Below are 16898 nucleotides of genomic sequence, written 5' to 3' on the forward strand. Positions count from 1 at the left end.
CCTGCGGAGTTGCTGCTCGACGGCGGTGGGGACCTATGGGGTGAGCTCCATAGGTCCCGCGCGGCGGGAGGCACTTCCGAACGCACCTTCGGCGTCAAAATCGCGAAAATCATTTCTTAACCTGGTGCTCCAAAACCGTTCAAGAAACTCTCATCCCGCGCACCAACAGTCCCCCACCTGTTCCCGCTAACCTCTCCGGGTGGTCACCAATACTCGACAGCCACTGCTGAGCGTGATCGTCCCCGTATATCGCGTCGAGGAATATCTATATACTTGCCTCGACTCGATCCTTGCCGGGCTGAACGACGCCGACGTCACCGACGTAGAGGTGGTCGCGGTTGATGACGCCTCCCCCGACCGGTGCGGCGAGTTGCTGCACGCCTACGCCAACCGCCGACCAGCGACGCGTACGGTCACCTTGCCGAACAACGTGGGGCTCGGCCTGGCCCGGAACGCTGGGCTGAAGGCGGCGACCGGTCGATACGTCTGGTTCGTGGACAGCGATGACTGGCTGCCACCAGGCTCGGTGCCAGCGGTGTTGGCGCGGCTGCGCACCGATCGACCGGACGTGCTGCTACTTGACCATCTCCGCGTACACCACGACGGCCGAAAAGAGCCCGACGCCAGCAGCCCGCTCCTCCGCGAGGTGAACGGCTGTGTCCGGCTGAACGAGCGCCCGGAACTGCTCCGGGTCCAACACACCGCCTGGAACAAGGTAATCCGCCGATCCTTCCTCGACGATCTGGGCCTGCTCTTCTTTCCCGGCTGGTACGAGGACATCCCATTCAGTCACCCGCTGCTCATCACGGCGGAGCGGATCGCGGTACTCGATCGGGCCTGCTACTACTACCGCCTGGGCCGACCCGGCGCAATCACCGCCACCCCCAGCGAACGACACTTCGACGCGTTCCACCAATACAGACGACTATTCGAATGGTTGTTCACCACCTATCCCCAGGAGACCAGACTGCACGCCGACCTGTTCGGGTTGATGGTCAGTCACCTGCTCGTGGTGGTGGGCAACGACCATCGAATGCCCGCGAAGCTGCGCCGCCCCTTCTTCCGTAGTGCGGCCGCCCAGTACCGGCGCTACCGGCCGGCCGGCGGCTATCCTCGCCCCGGCGGGGTGCGGGGCCTGAAGCATCGCCTCCTTGCGACGAACAGCTACCTGCTCTACACCGCACTGCGCACCGCGCACCGGCTCGCCAGGCGGCCCCCGTCGGGTTCCGGCACCGTCGTGTCCGCCGGCCTCCCGGCGACCTCCGCCGAGCAGCAGCCTGACCCGCTGACGGCTTCCCGATGACCGCGACCCTGCGTCCGGCCGGCTCCGAAGACCTCGACCGGATGCGGCGCTGGCGCAACCACCCCCAGGTACGCGCCACGAGCCTGACCCAGCACGAGATCGCTCCGGAGGAACACCTGGCCTGGTGGTCGGCGGTGCGGGAGGAGCCCGACCGCCGGGTGCTCATCTATCTGCACGGTGGGAAGCCGGCCGGCGTCGTGACCTTCACCGGCGTCGCCTCCCAGGACAAGGACCTGACCTGGGGGTTCTACCTGGACATTGTGGGCCTTGAGGAACGCCGTGAGCTGCTACCCGCCTGGATCGGGCTACAGCAGGCCGCGATCGCGCACGCCTTCGAATCACTAGCGGCCCGAACCCTCGGCGGGGAGACCCTGGCCGACAACCAACCGGTACTGGCGCTACACCGCCGCTTCGGGTTCCGGGTCGTCCGACGCTATGAACGGGACATTGACGGTAAACCGCACCAGGTGGTGTGGACAGAACTGAGCAGGAGAGCATGAGCAGCACAGTAAAGATCGGGCCGCACCTGGTGGGGCCCGGCGAGCCGCCACTCGTGGTCGCTGAGGTTTCCGGCAACCACAACGGCAGCCTGGACCGGGCACTGGAGATCGTGGACGCGGTGGCGGCGAGCGGCGCCCACGCACTCAAGCTGCAGACGTACACGCCGGACACGATCACCATCGACCACGACAGCCCGGCCTTTCGCATCTCCGACGGGCATGACCTGTGGGGTGGCGAGAACCTCTACCAGCTCTTCCAGCGGGCACACACGCCGTACGAATGGCATGGACCGCTCTTCGAGCGGGCCCGCCAGCACGGACTGACGGTCTTCTCCTCGCCGTTCGATCGCACCGCGGTGGAGCTGCTGGAGGAGCTGAACGCCCCGGCGTACAAGATCGCCTCATCGGAACTGGTCGACCTGCCCTTGATCCGGCTGGTCGCGAGCACCGGCAAACCACTGGTCATCTCCACGGGGATGGCCACGATGGCGGAGATCGACGCCGCGGTCCGGGCGGCCCGCGAGGGTGGCGCCGACGGCGTGGTGCTCCTCGCCTGTACCGCCTCCTACCCGGCGCCTCCGCAGGACAGTAACCTGCGCCGCATACCGGTGCTGGCCGACGCCTTCGGCTTGCCGGTCGGCCTCTCCGACCACACACCCGGGATCGGGGTACCCGTGGCCTCGGTGGCGTTGGGGGCCTGCCTGGTCGAGAAGCATGTCACGCTGGCCCGGGCCGACGGGGGCGTGGACTCGGACTTCTCGCTGGAACCGGCCGAGCTGGCCGCGCTGCGGGTGGAGACCGAGCGCGCCTGGGCGGCGATGGGCAGTGCGGTGGTCGGCCCCACCCCCACCGAACGTGAGGGCCTGCGCTTCCGTCGCTCGCTGCACGTGATCGCCGATGTGCGGGCCGGAGAGCCGGTTACCCGCGCGAACATCCGATCCATCCGACCGGCCGGGGGCCTGCACCCGGACGAGTTGGACCGGGTGCTCGGGCGCACCTTCACCCGGGACGTGGAACGCGGCACCCCGCTGGGCTGGGAGCAGATCTAAATCGGACTCGAACGGGGCCCGGGGTGCTCGTCACCCGGGCCCCAGCCGTCCTCAGTCGTTGACCGTGACCAGCCGAACGAACTCCCGCAGCAAATCGTGACCGTCCCACACCGGAGCGAAGGTCAACGCCGCGCCGAACGGCACGATCCGGTCTATTCCCCGCCCTCCCAGGCTCCGCGCCAGCGCCGTCAGCTCGTCCCGAGCGAAACCGAAGTGGGTGAGGGTCTGGTCGCGGCGACGCACGAACGGCACCAGCTCCGTCAGGTCCGGCACTGTGACGAAGGGGAAGGTGCCGGCGCCGAGCCAGTGCCGCGGGGTGGCGGAGACCTCGGCCAGTTCCAGGGTTGCCAGGGCATTGCGGTGGAAGACCATCCGCCGCACTCCCCCGTCGGCAGCCAGCCCGTACGCACCGACCCGCTGCTCCACCGCCATCGCCGCATCCACGTCCCAGCCGCGCTCCCGGACCACGTCGTCCAGCAGGGCGACGAACTCGGCCCGGACCTCCTCAGCCTGCTCCGCCGCACCGATCAGAAAGACGGTACGTGGCGAGGCACAGGCCGCCTGATCGAACCAGTACGCGTCGTTGGCGAACGCCTTGGCCGCGTCCCGCCGCCGGTGTGGCGCCGCCGCCGCCCAGCCGGGGACCGACAGCATGGCGAAGGAGGACCGATCAGGGAAGGTGAGGTCCCGGGCTGCCGGCGCGAGTGGATGCCGTCGAAGGTTCTCCACCGCCCGGTCCCCGCCCCAGAGGACGCGCAGGTCGCTGGTGGCGCTCAGCTGGGCGGTCACCGCGTCATCGTGGCCGTAGGTGACCATGAGCTGGGTACGCGCCACCACCGGGTCGGCCTCGGCGAGGCTGGCGTTGAGCACCTCGAGTACCGTCTCGGCGGCCGCCGCGGAACGCGGCGACACCCGGACCACGTTGGTGTTACCCGCCAGCGCGGAGAGCGCCCACGAGTAGACAAAAATGGTGTCTACGTTGGCCGGCGGGACGTGGAACACCCGCCCGCGGGGGAAGACGAGCGTGTCCGGCCCGAGCGTGGAGTGCAGCCGCTCGATCGCGCCCAGTAGTTCCCGGCGGCGGAGGAAGAAGCCGAGGGAGCCCAGCTCGGGGTGCCGCCGGGCCAACGCCGGAGTCAGTAGCCGGTTGGCGACCGCGGCCAGGAAGTCCACCATCCGCGGATCTCCGACAGCCAACGGCTCCGCCTCATCCGGTGCCAGCAGGTCCGGCACGGAGACGGCCTCGCCGGCGGGGAAACGCATCCGTAGCGTCATGGCGTACCTCCTGGGTAGGTGTCGCTGCAGCCACGCGCCTCGGCGCGGGGCAGCCGGCCGAGCACGCTGAATCGCTTACCGGGCCAGTGCCCGTCGTCGATCCCGTGCACCACGCCCAGATCCTCGGTGAGCAGCACCTGCCCGGGGTACGAGGTGGGCAGGGTGCTCAGCACCTCGATGATCCCCGGCGTGCCCACCGGCGCCTCCTGCCAGGTCACCGGGTCCCGGATGATCACATCGGCGAAGTCCGGGCAGTAGAGCGAGCCGCCCTCCGGCCCTTCCAGGAAGACGGTGCCGATCTGCTCGACCATCCCGTAGAAGTTGTGGATCCGGGTCAGACCGGTGTCCACGCCGAAGCGGCGACGGAACTCGGCGTTGTCGACCGCCCGGTCGGCGAGCTTCTTCCAGCCGCCGGAGTGCACCAGGGTGCCCTGGGAAAGGTCCAGTCCGTGCTCGCGGGCCACCTCGTAGAGGTAGGTCCAGACCATGAAGGTGAACCCGAAGATGAGGAAGGGCGTACGACCGTGCCGGTCCAGGAAGGCCCGCAGCGCCTCGACGTCCGGTCGATCGTCGGCGTCCAGCAGCCAGTGGTGGTCCCGGCCGAAGTTCACCATGCCGAGGGCACCCGCGCCCCGCGCAGAGTAGGAGCGGCGGTCGCCGACCACGCCACGACCCTCCACCACCAGCATTGGTAGCCGGCGCGGGCCGAGCACCGTCGCGAGGGTCCGGGCGAGCATCCGGGACTGGGTGGCCGCCGCCTCGCGATCGAGGTGGATCCGGCTCACCTCGCCGGTCGTTCCGCTGGAGGTGAGCACCCGGATCACCTGATCTTCCGGAACACTCACCAGTTTCTTGGTCTTGAACAGCCGGACCGGCAGCCAGGGTAGTTCGGCCACCGTCGCCGCCTCGCCGCGGAGATCGAGTGCGTCCAGGATCCGGGCGTACGGCGGGCAGGACCGCCGGTGGTGCGACACCAGGGCGTTCAGCTCGTCACGTAGCCGCTTCTCCTTGTCGGGCTGGGGCAGCGTGAACACGTCGGTCAGCACTGGTCCTCCAGGGCTCGGTAGTCAGGCTTTCCGGTGGCGGTCAGCGGCAGCGCAGCAACGCTGCGGACCAGGATGCCGGAGGAGTGGGTACCCAGCCCCGCGGCGGCCTCGGCGCGAATCCGGGCCAGCCGGTCGTCGTCGGCGCCCTCAGCGACCAGCACCAGGCGGTCTGGGCCGGCCACGGCGGCGACCGGGCCATGCTGCGCGAGGGACCGCTCGACGTCGTCGAGGTTGACCCGCACTCCAAAGATCTTGGCGATCCGCTTGATCCTGCCGGTGAGGTACAGGAATCCCTCGTCGTCCAGCCGGCCGAGGTCGCCGGTACGCAGCACCCCGCCCAGGTCATCGCCGCGGGCCAGGTCCGCGGCGGTCTCGGCGTACCCCATCATGACGTTGGCGCCCCGGTAGACGATCTCGCCGGTGCGCCCCGGCTCGGTCGTCTCGGATCCGTCGCCAGGGTTAACAGTGATCGCACCACCGCGCACCGGAACACCCACCGAGCCGAGCTTCGCGGGCAGTCGGTCCGCGGGCAGCACAGTCATTCGCGCGGTGGCCTCGGTCTGCCCGTACATGACGAAGAACCGGCCACCAACCGCGGCCATCCGGCGGTGGAAGTCCTCGACCAGGTCGGGATTCAGCCGTCCGCCGGCCTGGGTGAGCGTCCGTAGCCGGGGGTGGCGGACGGGGTCGAAACGAAGCCGGCGCAGCATCTCGTACTGGTATGGCACCGCGGCCAGCGAGGTGACGTGATACCGGTCCAGGCTGGACCAGAAGTTCCGCGTCGTGAGGGCGTTCTCCTCGACCACCACGGTGGCGCCGGCGTAGAGGTGGCTGGTGAGCACCGACAGCCCGAAGGTGTAGTGCAGCGGCAGGCTGGTCGAGGCGACCTCGGCACCATCGATCCCCAACGCCGCGCTGATGGCCGCGGCGTTGGTCAGCACCGCCGCCTGAGATAGCCGGACCAGCTTGGGGCTGCCGGTCGAGCCGGAGGTGGTCAGCAACAGCGCCAGGTCTGGGTGCGGGGCCGGCCCGGCCTCCCCGGTACGGCGCTGGTAGCCGCCCAGCCGCAGGTCCGGTCCGGCGCGATACCCGGGCAGCGGCGCGGCATCGCCGAACAGCACCGCCGGCCGGAACCGATCGGTCAACTCGGCCAGCCGCTCTCCGTCGGTTCGCGGATCGACCAGGGCGATCGGGCGACCCGCGTCCAGCGCTGCGAGGAACCGCAGCACCGCGGTGACCGTGGTGGGCATGGCGGCCAGCACCATCCCGGGCGGCTCCCGGTCCAACACGGCGGCCAACTCGGCAACCCGCTCCTGCAGGTCGACGCCGCCGAGCGGGACACCGCTGGCCGCGTCCACCAGGCGGGCGTCGGGGTGCAGCAGGCCGTTCACGGGGTGAGACCGCCGTCCACTCCGATCACCTGACCGGTCACGAAGCTTGCCGCCGGATCCAGCAGGAAGGCCACCACCTCGGCGACATCCTCCGGCTCCCCCAGCCGGCCCAGCGGGGTGGCCGCGACCCGGGCGGCGCGGCCTTCGGCGTCCAGGTCGGCGAGGAGGTCGGTACGGATGAAGCCGGGCGCCACCGCGTTGACCCGGATCCCCGCCGGGCCGAGTTCCTTCGCGGCGGCCCGGGTCAGCCCCTCAATCGCGGCCTTGCTGGCGGCGTAGACGGCTTGGCCCGCGGCGCCGGCCGTACCCACCACCGAGGCGGTGAGCACCGCCGCGGGGCGTTGCCCCCGCCGCAGCAGCCGGACGCCCTGCTGGAGGGTGTGCGCGGCGCCGGCCGCATTGACCGAGAAGAGCCGTTCGATTGTTGGATCGGCGACGGAACCAAGTAGACCCGCCGCGTGCACACCGGCGTTGACCACGAGTGCGTCCAGCCGCCGCCAGCGCTGGAACACGAGCCGGATCAGCGCGCGGACCTGCTCCGGGTCCGCGACGTCACCGTGCACCGCCAGATGCGGACCGCCCGGCAGCGCCGCGGCGACCTGCTCGGCGTCGCCGATGGTTCGGCCGTGAACGGCGACAGCGTAGCCCGCCGTGGCCAGGCGGGTCGCGATGGCGCGACCGATCCCGCGGGTCGATCCGGTGATCAGCGCGTACCGCGGGTCCGGCAGTTCAGTCGGCGAGGACGACACCGTGCTTCTCCAGAATCTGCTGCGCGCGGATGAAGGAGCTGAGGTCGATCACCTCGTCAGTGTCGAGCATCACCCCGAACTCGTCCTCGATCGCGGCGACCAGGGACATGTGCGCGAGCGAGTCCCACTGCGCGTTACCCCGGTATTCCAAGTCGTCCACCGGAAATTCATTCGGAATTTCCAGGGACTTCCTAAAAACGTTTCTTAGTCGTCCGAGTTCCACCGCGACACTCCTAATCGCCCGGCACACCCGGCCGGGGTCGACGGCCGAGTGTAGCTGAGAGGGTTGCGCAAACGTGAGCGCCAAACTGGACTGCTGCGACCGCCCTAAAAGCTGCTAGCATTCGCACGGCCAACGGCGAAGTGCAGCACCGGGAAGCGCCGGCGCCCGACCGATCACGCCCCAGCGCTAACCACATACCCCCGAGCGCGGCAGCCGCATGAGCAGGAACGGAGTACCAAAGTTGAGCGTGCTAGACGGTTCATCCATTCTGATCACCGGAGGAACCGGCTCCTTCGGCAAGGCATTTCTCCGAAACATTCTCACCCAGGCGACACCGGCTCGGGTGGTGGTGCTCTCCCGAGACGAGCTCAAGCAGTACGAATTGCGTCGGGAACTCGGCAACGACCCGCGGCTACGCTGGTTCATCGGCGATATCCGGGACCGACACCGGCTCACCCGGGCAATGCACGGCATCGACTTCGTGGTGCACGCCGCCGCCCTCAAGCAGGTCGATACCGCCGAGTACAACCCCTCGGAGTTCATCGCCACCAACATCACCGGTTCCCAGCACGTCGTTGATGCCGCCATCGAGGCTGGAGTGCAGAAGGTCATCGCACTCTCCACCGACAAGGCATCCAGCCCGATCAACCTGTACGGGGCGACGAAGCTCGTTGCCGACAAACTCTTCATCTCGGCCAACCACTACGCCGCCGGCCACCCGACCCGCTTCGCCGTGGTCCGCTACGGCAATGTGATGGGCAGCCGTGGCTCGGTGGTACCGCTGTTCCGGCGACTCGCCGCCGAGGGCCGGAGCCTGCCCATCACGGACAAGCGAATGACCCGGTTCTGGATCACGCTGGAGCAGGCAGTCCGGTTCGTCCTGGACTCGTTTGAGCAGATGCAGGGCGGCGAGCTGTTCGTGCCGCGCATCCCCAGCATGCGCATCCTCGACCTGGTGGAGGCGGTCGCTCCGGAGGCCACCACGCACGAGATCGGCATTCGCCCCGGCGAGAAGCTGCACGAGGAGATGATCGCGCCGGACGACAGCCGCCGCACGCTGCGCGCCGCCGACCGGTTCATCGTGCAGCCGACCATCGCCACCTGGGGCTACGAGCCTCCGAGTGACTGCGAGCCGGTGCCGGACGGATTCGCCTACCAGTCGGACAGCAACGACCTGTGGCTCGCCCCGGACCAGATGCGCGACATGCTCGGAATCACCGCGTGACGACAATGCTCCCGTACGGCCGGCAGTCCATCGTCGAGGACGACGTGACCGCGGTCGCCGCCGTCCTCCGTGGGGACTGGCTCACCACCGGCCCCCAGGTGTCGGCGTTCGAGGACGACCTGGCCCGCTGGACCGGCGGAGTCGGCTGTGCGGTGGTCGCCAACGGCACCGCCGCGCTGCACACCGCCTACGCGGCGGCCGGGGTCGGTCCCGGCGACGAGGTGGTCGTGCCGCCGATGACCTTCGTGGCCACCGCGAGCACCGCCGTGGCCCTCGGCGCCACGGTGGTCTTCGCCGATGTCGAGGAAGAGACCTTCACCCTGGATCCGGCGGCGGCCGCCGCCGCGGTCACGTCCCGGACCCGGGTGGTGACGGCAGTGGACTACGCCGGCCACCCGGCCGACTACGACGCCCTTCGTGCGGCCCTGTCCGGCAGCGACGCGCTCCTACTCGCCGACGCCGCACACTCCATCGGTGCCGCCTACCGCGGTCAGCCGGTCGGCTCGCTGGCTGATCTGACCACATTCTCGTTCTTCCCCACGAAGAACCTCACCACGGCGGAGGGCGGCGCGGTCGCGGCCACCGGCCCGGCCATGCTGGAGCGCGCCCGCCGGTTCCGCAACCACGGCCTGGTCCGGGACCGAGCCGAGCAGCGCTGGCCGGACGAGGGCGGCTGGCACCAGGAGGTGCCCGAGTTCGGCCTCAACTATCGACTACCCGATGTCCTCTGTGCGCTTGGTCGCAGCCAGCTGCGCCGACTCGGTGAGTTCCGCGCCGCCCGGGAACGGCTCGTCCGGCGGTACGACGAGGCGCTCGCCGACCTGCCCGGTGTGCTGCTTCCGACCCGCCGCCACTGGGCCCGCCCAGCCTGGCACCTGTATCCGATCCGGGTGCTGGACGGGCGGCGGCGCGAAGTCTACGACCGGATGCGGGCCGCCGGAATCGGCGTGCAGGTCAACTACCTTCCGGCGCACCTCCACCCGGTCTTCGCCGACCTCGGCTACCGGCGTGGGTCCTGTCCGGTCGCCGAGGCGTTCTACGACCAGCAGCTCTCCCTTCCGTTGTACCCGACGCTCAGCGATACCGACCAGGAGCGGGTCGTTGACGCCCTCACCGCCGCGCTGCGGGCACCGGCGCCGACCACTGCTTGTTGAGACGGAACCGATGCATCACGCCAACCACTTTTACGGCCACGCCCACGTGCTCGCCCGATACTGCGGGTTCGGCGATCGGCACCCGCCCCGGATCAACGGCTATGTCCAGCACGGCTGGAACATCGGCGACGGGCTGGCACCCGGCCACCCGTACGTCGAGCGGACACCGAGCCTGCTCTGGTCCGCCCAGACCCGTCGCCGGGCCTGGGCGGTGGGACGGCGAAACGTCGTCGTTGTCGGGGCACCCTTCACCTACCTGCTCGCGCTGCGTCCGCAGGATCCCCAACTGTCGAAGACCATGCCGGCGGTGCGGGAGGGCACCATCTGGTACCCGTTCCATGGCTGGGAGGGGCAGCATGTCAAGGGCGACCACAAGGAACTGATCGCCCGGATCCGGGACACCGAGCCCGGCCCGGTGACGGTGTGCCTCTACTGGCACGAGTACGGCATGCGCCGGGTACGTCAGCTCTACGAGAAGGCCGGCTTCCGGGTCATCTGCCACGGCTACCGCGGCCACTGGTGGCGGGACACCGACCCACTCTTCCTCGACAAGCAGCTCACCGAACTCCGTCGGCACCAGCGGGTCGCCTCCAACCGGCTGACCAGCGCCATCTTCTACGGCATCGCCGCCGGGTGCGAACCGGCGGTCTACGGTGACCCGATGGTGCTCGCCAACGAAGATCCGACCTTCGGCGGCACCGCCCGAATCCGCAGACAGTGGCCGGAACTTCACGGCGAGTCGATCACGCTGTCGACCGCCGTCGAGATCGCCCGCGCCGAGTTGGGCACCGACCATCGCTGCGCCCCGGCCGAGCTACGCGAGCTGCTCGGCTGGGCGCATCTTCAGGAGAACGACCGTGACGACTGACACTGACCAAGCCCAGCCGATCATGCTCCCCGGCGGCGAGATGCTGGCGTGGTCCGACCTACCGACCGAGGAGCTGACCGACGGCGGGCCCCTCGGCGTCCTTGGCGCCCGGGTGGTGCCGGCCGGTGCCCGGGTGCTACTGGCCGGGCCGCACCCGCCCGGCTTCCTCGACCGACTGGCCCACGCCGAGGTGACCTGTCTGCTCCGCAGCCACCTGGACGGGGTGGCGCTGGCCGAACACGCGGCCACACTCCCGGTACGAGTGATCGTCGGCGGCCCGGCCGGGTTGCCCGCCGACGAGACGTACGACGTGGTTGTCGCCATGTCCGGGCTGGATTCGGTGGAATCCATCGAGGGAGCCCGTCTCGGTTGGGACGGGGTGCTGGCCATGCTGGCCGACCGGCTACGTCCGGGCGGGACCCTGCTGCTCCGCATGGACAACCCCGTCGGTCTGCACCGGATCGTTGACGTATCCCCTTGGTATGCCGCCCGGGACGACAGCCGGTGGACCGTGGAAGGGGTGCTGGATGCGGGCCACCCCGCCAACCTCGACCAGCTGCGCCGCCGCCTCGTCGATGCCGGCCTCACCCCAGGCGCCTTCTTCGCGGCGTATCCGCACCCGGAGTCGGTTACCACCCTGGTGGCTACCGAAGCGCTCGACCAGGGGACCTCCGCCGGCCTGCTCGACGCCATGCTCCACAATGCCTGCTCGGACGGCTACGCCGACCGGTCGGTGCTTCAGGACCCGGCCCGGCTGGCGGTTGACGCGCTGCACGCCGGGCTGGCCTCGGGGCTCGCCCCGGCATGGGTGGTGTACGCCCGGCGCAGCCCGCTTCCGGCGGTGGAGCCGGCCGACCTGCCGGTGGCGCTGGTCCAGACCGGTCCGCCCGACCTGGGGGGAATCGAGGTGGTGACCGCCGGGCAGGATTGGCACTGGCAACTCACCCAGCCGCTGCGGCGAACCACGCCGGAGACCGGTCCGGCGTACCGGGATCCCGGGGCGTTGACCGGGCCGGTCCCGGCTGGTCGCCTCCTGCGCACCCTGCTGTTGGACGCCTGCCTCCGGCAGGACCTGGACCAGCTGCGGGCGCTACTCTCCGGGTACGCCCACTGGCTCGACTCGGGCGCCGTCGCCGGCCAGATCGCCGGCGCGTCGGCGCTGGCCGGGGTCGACAACGTGGTGGTGGACGGGGACCGGTTTGCCGTACTCGACCCGAGCTGGCAGGCGGCCGCCCCACTTCCGGTGAATGTCGCGCTGGCCCGCAGCCTCTGGCGGTTCGCCGCCATCCTGCTGACCGGCGGCTACGCCCACCCCTGGTCTTCCACTCTCGACCTGGCCGGGCTCACCGTTGTTCTGGGCGGGATGGCTGGTCGTAACCTCGACCGGGCCACCGTGCGGGTGGCGGTGGAGACCGAGGCGGCGCTCGTCGCCGCCCGGACGGACCTGGACCCGGCAGGCCAGGAGGAGCTCCGGGACCAGCTGGACGCGCTGGAGCCGAACTCGCCTCCACCCGGCCCACGAAGCTACCAACAGCTACACGAGGCGTGGCTACGCCAGCGCGAGGAACTGAACCGGATCCAGGCGGTGCTGCGCTGGACCGAAGACCTGATCACCAGCCGGGAGCGGGCGCTACGCCGAGCCGACGCCATGATCAAACTCCTCAGCGGGTCGGTCAGCTTCCGGCTGGGTCGACTGGTCATCACCCCGGCCCGCTGGGCCAGACGGGCCCTCAGGGCGCTGAAGCGACGCCTACGTAAGGCGCCCAACCAGCGGACGGTGCGGGGTGGGCAACGGTGAGCGGCATCGTCGGCGTCGTCCAGGCTCGGATGGGTTCGTCCCGGCTTCCCGGCAAGGTGCTCCGGCCACTCGCCGGACGCAGCGTCCTCGGCCGGGTGGTCCGGGCCGCCCGGGAGAGCGAGAAGCTGTCCGACCTGGTGGTGGCCACCAGCACCGAGCCCGATGACGACGCGGTCGCGGACGAGTGCGCCAGACTCGACGTCGCCTGCCACCGCGGCCCGGTGGACGATGTCCTCAGCCGCTTCATCGGCGCGTTGGACGCGCACCCGGGCGACGCGGTGGCCCGCTTCACCGCCGACTGTCCCCTCCTCGACCCGGAGATCATCCGACTCGTCGCCGACGTCTACCAGGCCGTCCCCGGCCTCGACTACGTTAGTACCTCCATCGCCCGAACCCTGCCCCGCGGCATGGATGTCGAGATCATCCACGCGGACGCGCTGCGGACCCTGCACCAGATCGCCACCGACCATCACCGGGTCCACGTCACCTCGTACGCGTACACCCATCCGGAACTGTTCCGGGTGCTGGGGGTGACTCTCACCCCGGACCGCTCCGACCTGAGACTCACCCTCGACACCGAACAGGACCTGGCCCTGATAAGCGCGATAGCCGACCACTTCGGTGATGTCACCGTGCCGCTGGCCACGCTCGCTGACTGGTTGGCCGACCAACCAGCACTGCGGGCCCTCAACGCCGCCGTCCGGCAGAAGCAGCTGGCGGAGGCGTGACGACGCTCCGGATCGGCCTGCGCTGCGATGCGGGCGCGCGTCGCGGCGTCGGCCACCTCATCCGCTGCCTCGCCCTGGGCGAGGAGTTTCTCGCCCGAGACGGCCACGTCGCACTGCTCGGCAGCGTGGCCGACGTGGACTGGGCCGCCCGCCAACTCGCCAACCGGGGCATCCCGCACCACCCCGGACCGGACACCCCGCGCGAGTTGGTGGCGGCGGCCCGCAAGCACCAGTTGGACGTGCTTGTCCTGGACTCGTACGAGCTGGACCCGGCCTGCGCCGGGGCGCTGGGAGCGGTGGGCATTCGTACCCTCGCCGTGGTGGACGGGGACACCCGCGGTCAGGACGCCGACCTGTACCTGGACCAGAACCTCGGCGCCGGCCGTCGCGCAGCGGCCCACCGGCTACTCGCCGGCACCAACTACGCCCTGCTCCGCAGGGAGATACTCGACCGGCGACCAGCCGCTCCCCGCCCGGCGACGCCGACCGCCCGACCCCGGGTACTCGCCTTCTTCGGCGGCACCGACGCGTTCGACGCCGCCCCGCCGCTGACCCGGCTGCTACTCGCCACCGGGCAACCGTTGGACCTGACCGTGGTGGTCGCCCGCGAATCGATCGGGGCGGAGTTGGCGACGCTACGCCCTGCCCCCCGGCAAACAGTGCGGACGGTACCGCCCACCGACACGTTGCCGGAGCTGATCGCCGCGGCGGACCTGGTGGTCTCCGCCGCCGGCACCTCCACCTGGGAGCTCTGCTGCCTCGGCGCCGCCGCGGCGCTGGTCTGCGTGGTCGACAACCAACGCGACTCGTACCACCGGGTGATCCGGGAGGGCGTCGCCGCCGGGCTCGGCGAGCTGACCGGGCTGACCGCCACCGGACCGGCCGGAGACTCCGCCCGCGCCAGCGCCGTCCGGACCCTGCGCACGCTGCTCGCCTCCGCAGAACACCGGGCCGAACTCGCCGCGCGGGCCTGGGCCATGGTGGATGGACGAGGCCGGGCCCGCGTGGCTGATGCTGTCCAGGCGCTGGTCGGGGCGACCGCGCCCGGCCGCCAACGGTAGGTCAGTCGCGCTCGATCTGGTGGCCGATCACCGCGGGGCCGAGCAGCACGGCGAACCCGCTGCCGTCCCGGCGTGGGTCGGCCGCCGGTAGCTCCACCGGCTCGCCGTTCGCTGTCGCACCGGCCGGACGCGGACCGACCCAGGCGACGACCACCTCGGTCTCCCCCTTGAGGAAGCGCTGGGAGCGTACGCCGCTGGTCGCCCGCCCCTTCGCCGGATAGGCCGCGAACGGTGTCACCTTCACCGTGGCGCCGGTCGAGGTGACCACCATCGGCTCACCGTGGGCAGGATCGTCGGTGCGAACCGCCCCGAAGTAGACCACTCGCGCGGAATCGGGGACGCTGACTCCGGCGACGCCACCGCCCCGCAACCCCTGCGAACGGACCGACCCCGCCGGGTAGCGCAGCAGCGACGCCTCCGAGGTGACGAAGGCGAGGCTCTCTGCTCCATCGGTCAACCAGGTCGCCCCGACCACCTCGTCCCCGTCCCGGAGGGTGATCACTTCGAACTCATCGGCGCGCACCGGCCAGTCCGGCGCAGCGACCTTCACCATGCCCTGCCGAGTACCGAGCGCCAGCCCTGGCGAGCCCGCCGCGGACGCACCGAGCGGCGCGATCCCCACCACCGTCTCCCCCGGCGCCAACGGCACCAACTCGGCCGCGGACATCCCACCGCGCAGGGAGACCGTCCCGGACTGCTCCGGTAACACCGGCAACGGCAGCACGTCCACCTTGAACGCCCGGCCGCCACTGGTGACCAGCAGTACTTTGCCGCGGGCCGTGGAGTGGGCGACGGCGCGTACCGCGTCGTGCCGGACCCGGCCATGCCGGCGGTGTCCCTCGACCGCCTCCTCCGACTCGGCGGCGGTCCGGGCGACCAGCCCGGTAGACGAGAGGATCACCTGGCAGGGGTCGTCGGCGACCTCCAGCGGGCCGGCCGGCGCGGACGCGGCGAGCACCTCCTTCAGGTCCCCGTCCACCAGGGTGGTACGGCGCGGCGCGGCGAACTGTTTCAGCACCGCGCCCAGTTCGCCGGAGACGACCTTCCGCAGGATCTTCGGATCGTCCAGGAGCCGGGACAGCTCGGCGATCTCGCCGCGCAGCTTCTCCTGCTCGGCCTCCAACTCCAACCGGTCGTACCTGGTGAGCCGGCGCAGCGGTGTGTCGAGGATGTAGGTCGCCTGGATCTCGGAGAGCCCGAAGCGCCGCATAAGAGCGTCCTTCGCGGCCTGCGCGTCCTCGCTGCCCCGGATCAGCTTGACCACCCGGTCGATGTCGAGCAGCGCGACCAGCAGCCCATCCACCAGGTGCAGCCGTTCCTCCCGTCGACGCTTCCGGTACGCGCTGCGTCGGGTCACCACCTCGTACCGGTGGGCCAGGAAGACCTCCAGTAGGGCCTTGAGCCCCAGGGTCTGCGGCTGCCCGTCCACCAGCACCAGATTGTTGACGCCGAACGACTGCTCCAGCGGGGTCAGCCGGTAGAGGTCGGCGAGGAGTACCTGTGGATTCACCCCGACCTTGCACTCGATGACCAGCCGGGTGCCGTTCTCCCGGTCGGTGAGGTCCTTGACGTCGGCGATCCCGGTGAGCCGCTTGGTCTTCGTGACCTCGTTGGTGACGGCGGCGATGACCTTCTCGGCGCCGATGCCGTAGGGCAGTTCGACGACGGTGATCGCCTGCCGGCCGCGGCTGCCCTCGATCGGGCCGATCTCCACCTTGGCGCGCATCCGCACCACGCCACGGCCGGTCTCGTAGGCCCGCCGCACCTCGTCCAGGCCGAGCAGCAGCCCGCCGGTCGGCAGGTCCGGCCCCGGCACGAACTCCATCAGCTTGTCCAGCGTCGCGTCCGGGTGGTTGATCAGCCAGCGGGCGGCGGAGACCACCTCACCCAGGTTGTGCGGGATCATGTTGGTCGCCATTCCGACCGCGATCCCCGAGGCACCGTTGACCAGCAGGTTCGGGAAGGCGGCCGGCAGCACGGTGGGCTGGGTCAATGAACCGTCGTAGTTCGGCCCCAGGTCAACCGTCTCCTCGCCCAGCTCACCGACGAGTAGCATCGCCTCCCGCGACATCCGGGCCTCGGTGTAGCGGGCCGCGGCCGGGCCGTCGTCGGGGCTGCCGAAGTTGCCGTGCCCGTCGATCAGGGGTGCGTTCAGGGAGAAGTCCTGCGCCAGCCGGACCAGCGCGTCATAGATCGCCACATCGCTGTGCGGGTGGTACTTACCCATCACGTCGCCGACCACCCGAGCCGACTTGACGTGCCCCCGGTCCGGACGGTGGCCGGACTCGTACATCGACCAGAGGATGCGCCGGTGCACCGGCTTGAGCCCGTCTCGGGCGTCCGGCAGGGCGCGGGAGTGGATGACCGAGAACGCGTACTCCAGGTAGGAGTCGGAGACCTCGGTGACCAGCGGATTGTCGAAAACCCGGGCGCCCGCCTGGTCGAACGCGGACAGGTCGACCTTCGGGCCCTTGCGGCGTGCCATGACTCAGCTTTCCCCTCGGACTGTTTCCGTGCTCGTGCCGGTG

Annotated in this window: 15 protein-coding genes; 9 read left to right on the plus strand and 6 right to left on the minus strand. The window is 70.3% G+C overall.

From position 1 onward, the window contains the following. Positions 1-199 precede the first annotated feature (199 nt). Genes H0524_RS17360 through pseI form a run of 3 tightly spaced genes read left to right on the plus strand, consistent with a single transcriptional unit; the run spans position 200 to position 2852 of the window. Positions 200-1303 carry a glycosyltransferase gene (locus tag H0524_RS17360; RefSeq protein ID WP_180199583.1) on the plus strand — a complete coding sequence of 368 codons (1104 nt, stop codon included), beginning with the start codon at positions 200-202 and terminating at the stop codon, positions 1301-1303. Then, positions 1300-1803 (plus strand): GNAT family N-acetyltransferase, encoded by a 504-nt coding sequence (locus H0524_RS17365; RefSeq protein WP_180199584.1) that lies wholly within the window; start codon positions 1300-1302, stop codon positions 1801-1803. Before H0524_RS17360 ends, H0524_RS17365 begins: the two co-directional genes overlap by 4 nt. Beyond that, positions 1800-2852: a pseudaminic acid synthase gene (gene pseI / locus H0524_RS17370; protein ID WP_180199585.1), complete on the plus strand. Its 1053-nt coding sequence runs from the start codon at positions 1800-1802 to the stop codon at positions 2850-2852. The genes H0524_RS17365 and pseI overlap by 4 nt, the downstream gene beginning before the upstream one ends. Before the next feature lie 51 nt (positions 2853-2903). Here pseI and H0524_RS17375 read toward each other — a convergent pair whose 3' ends face one another. Genes H0524_RS17375 through H0524_RS24990 form a run of 5 tightly spaced genes read right to left on the minus strand, consistent with a single transcriptional unit; the run spans position 2904 to position 7536 of the window. After that, entirely contained in the window at positions 2904-4127 is a 1224-nt protein-coding gene (locus H0524_RS17375) for an acyl-CoA reductase (protein WP_180199586.1), read from the minus strand. After that, a complete protein-coding gene (locus tag H0524_RS17380; protein ID WP_180199587.1) occupies positions 4124-5173 on the minus strand; it encodes an acyl-protein synthetase in 1050 nt (349 codons plus the stop codon). Before H0524_RS17380 ends, H0524_RS17375 begins: the two co-directional genes overlap by 4 nt. Beyond that, entirely contained in the window at positions 5167-6564 is a 1398-nt protein-coding gene (locus tag H0524_RS17385; protein ID WP_180199588.1) for an AMP-binding protein, read from the minus strand. Before H0524_RS17385 ends, H0524_RS17380 begins: the two co-directional genes overlap by 7 nt. Continuing rightward, positions 6561-7313, minus strand: a complete 753-nt coding sequence (locus H0524_RS17390) for an SDR family oxidoreductase (protein WP_018725509.1) — start codon at positions 7311-7313, stop codon at positions 6561-6563. The genes H0524_RS17385 and H0524_RS17390 overlap by 4 nt, the downstream gene beginning before the upstream one ends. Next, positions 7294-7536 carry an acyl carrier protein gene (locus H0524_RS24990; RefSeq protein ID WP_180199589.1) on the minus strand — a complete coding sequence of 81 codons (243 nt, stop codon included), beginning with the start codon at positions 7534-7536 and terminating at the stop codon, positions 7294-7296. The genes H0524_RS17390 and H0524_RS24990 overlap by 20 nt, the downstream gene beginning before the upstream one ends. Positions 7537-7783: 247 nt before the next feature. Here H0524_RS24990 and pseB point away from each other — a divergent pair, with 247 nt between their 5' ends. From pseB to H0524_RS17425, 6 genes are read left to right on the plus strand one after another with little or no spacing between them, the layout of a single operon-like run. Next, positions 7784-8761: a UDP-N-acetylglucosamine 4,6-dehydratase (inverting) gene (pseB, locus tag H0524_RS17400; RefSeq protein ID WP_018725507.1), complete on the plus strand. Its 978-nt coding sequence runs from the start codon at positions 7784-7786 to the stop codon at positions 8759-8761. A 5-nt stretch (positions 8762-8766) separates the two neighbouring features. Beyond that, positions 8767-9915, plus strand: a complete 1149-nt coding sequence (locus tag H0524_RS17405) for a DegT/DnrJ/EryC1/StrS aminotransferase family protein (RefSeq protein ID WP_180199643.1) — start codon at positions 8767-8769, stop codon at positions 9913-9915. 10 nt (positions 9916-9925) lie between these two features. Further along, positions 9926-10783: a hypothetical protein gene (locus H0524_RS17410; protein WP_180199590.1), complete on the plus strand. Its 858-nt coding sequence runs from the start codon at positions 9926-9928 to the stop codon at positions 10781-10783. Positions 10784-10805: 22 nt separating this feature from the next. Beyond that, entirely contained in the window at positions 10806-12581 is a 1776-nt protein-coding gene (locus tag H0524_RS17415) for a class I SAM-dependent methyltransferase (protein ID WP_180199644.1), read from the plus strand. Next, positions 12578-13309, plus strand: a complete 732-nt coding sequence (locus H0524_RS17420) for a cytidylyltransferase domain-containing protein (protein ID WP_180199591.1) — start codon at positions 12578-12580, stop codon at positions 13307-13309. Before H0524_RS17415 ends, H0524_RS17420 begins: the two co-directional genes overlap by 4 nt. Next, positions 13306-14370 carry a PseG/SpsG family protein gene (locus H0524_RS17425; RefSeq protein WP_180199592.1) on the plus strand — a complete coding sequence of 355 codons (1065 nt, stop codon included), beginning with the start codon at positions 13306-13308 and terminating at the stop codon, positions 14368-14370. Before H0524_RS17420 ends, H0524_RS17425 begins: the two co-directional genes overlap by 4 nt. A 1-nt stretch (position 14371) precedes the next feature. Here H0524_RS17425 and H0524_RS17430 read toward each other — a convergent pair whose 3' ends face one another. Beyond that, the gene (locus tag H0524_RS17430) at positions 14372-16855 is read right to left on the minus strand and encodes a DNA topoisomerase (ATP-hydrolyzing) subunit A (RefSeq protein WP_180199593.1); all 2484 of its coding nucleotides are present in this window, start codon (positions 16853-16855) and stop codon (positions 14372-14374) included. Positions 16856-16898 lie beyond the last annotated feature (43 nt).

Origin of the sequence: Salinispora sp. H7-4 (assembly GCF_013416675.1) — a bacterium.
Classification (GTDB): Bacteria; Actinomycetota; Actinomycetes; order Mycobacteriales; family Micromonosporaceae; genus Micromonospora; species Micromonospora vitiensis.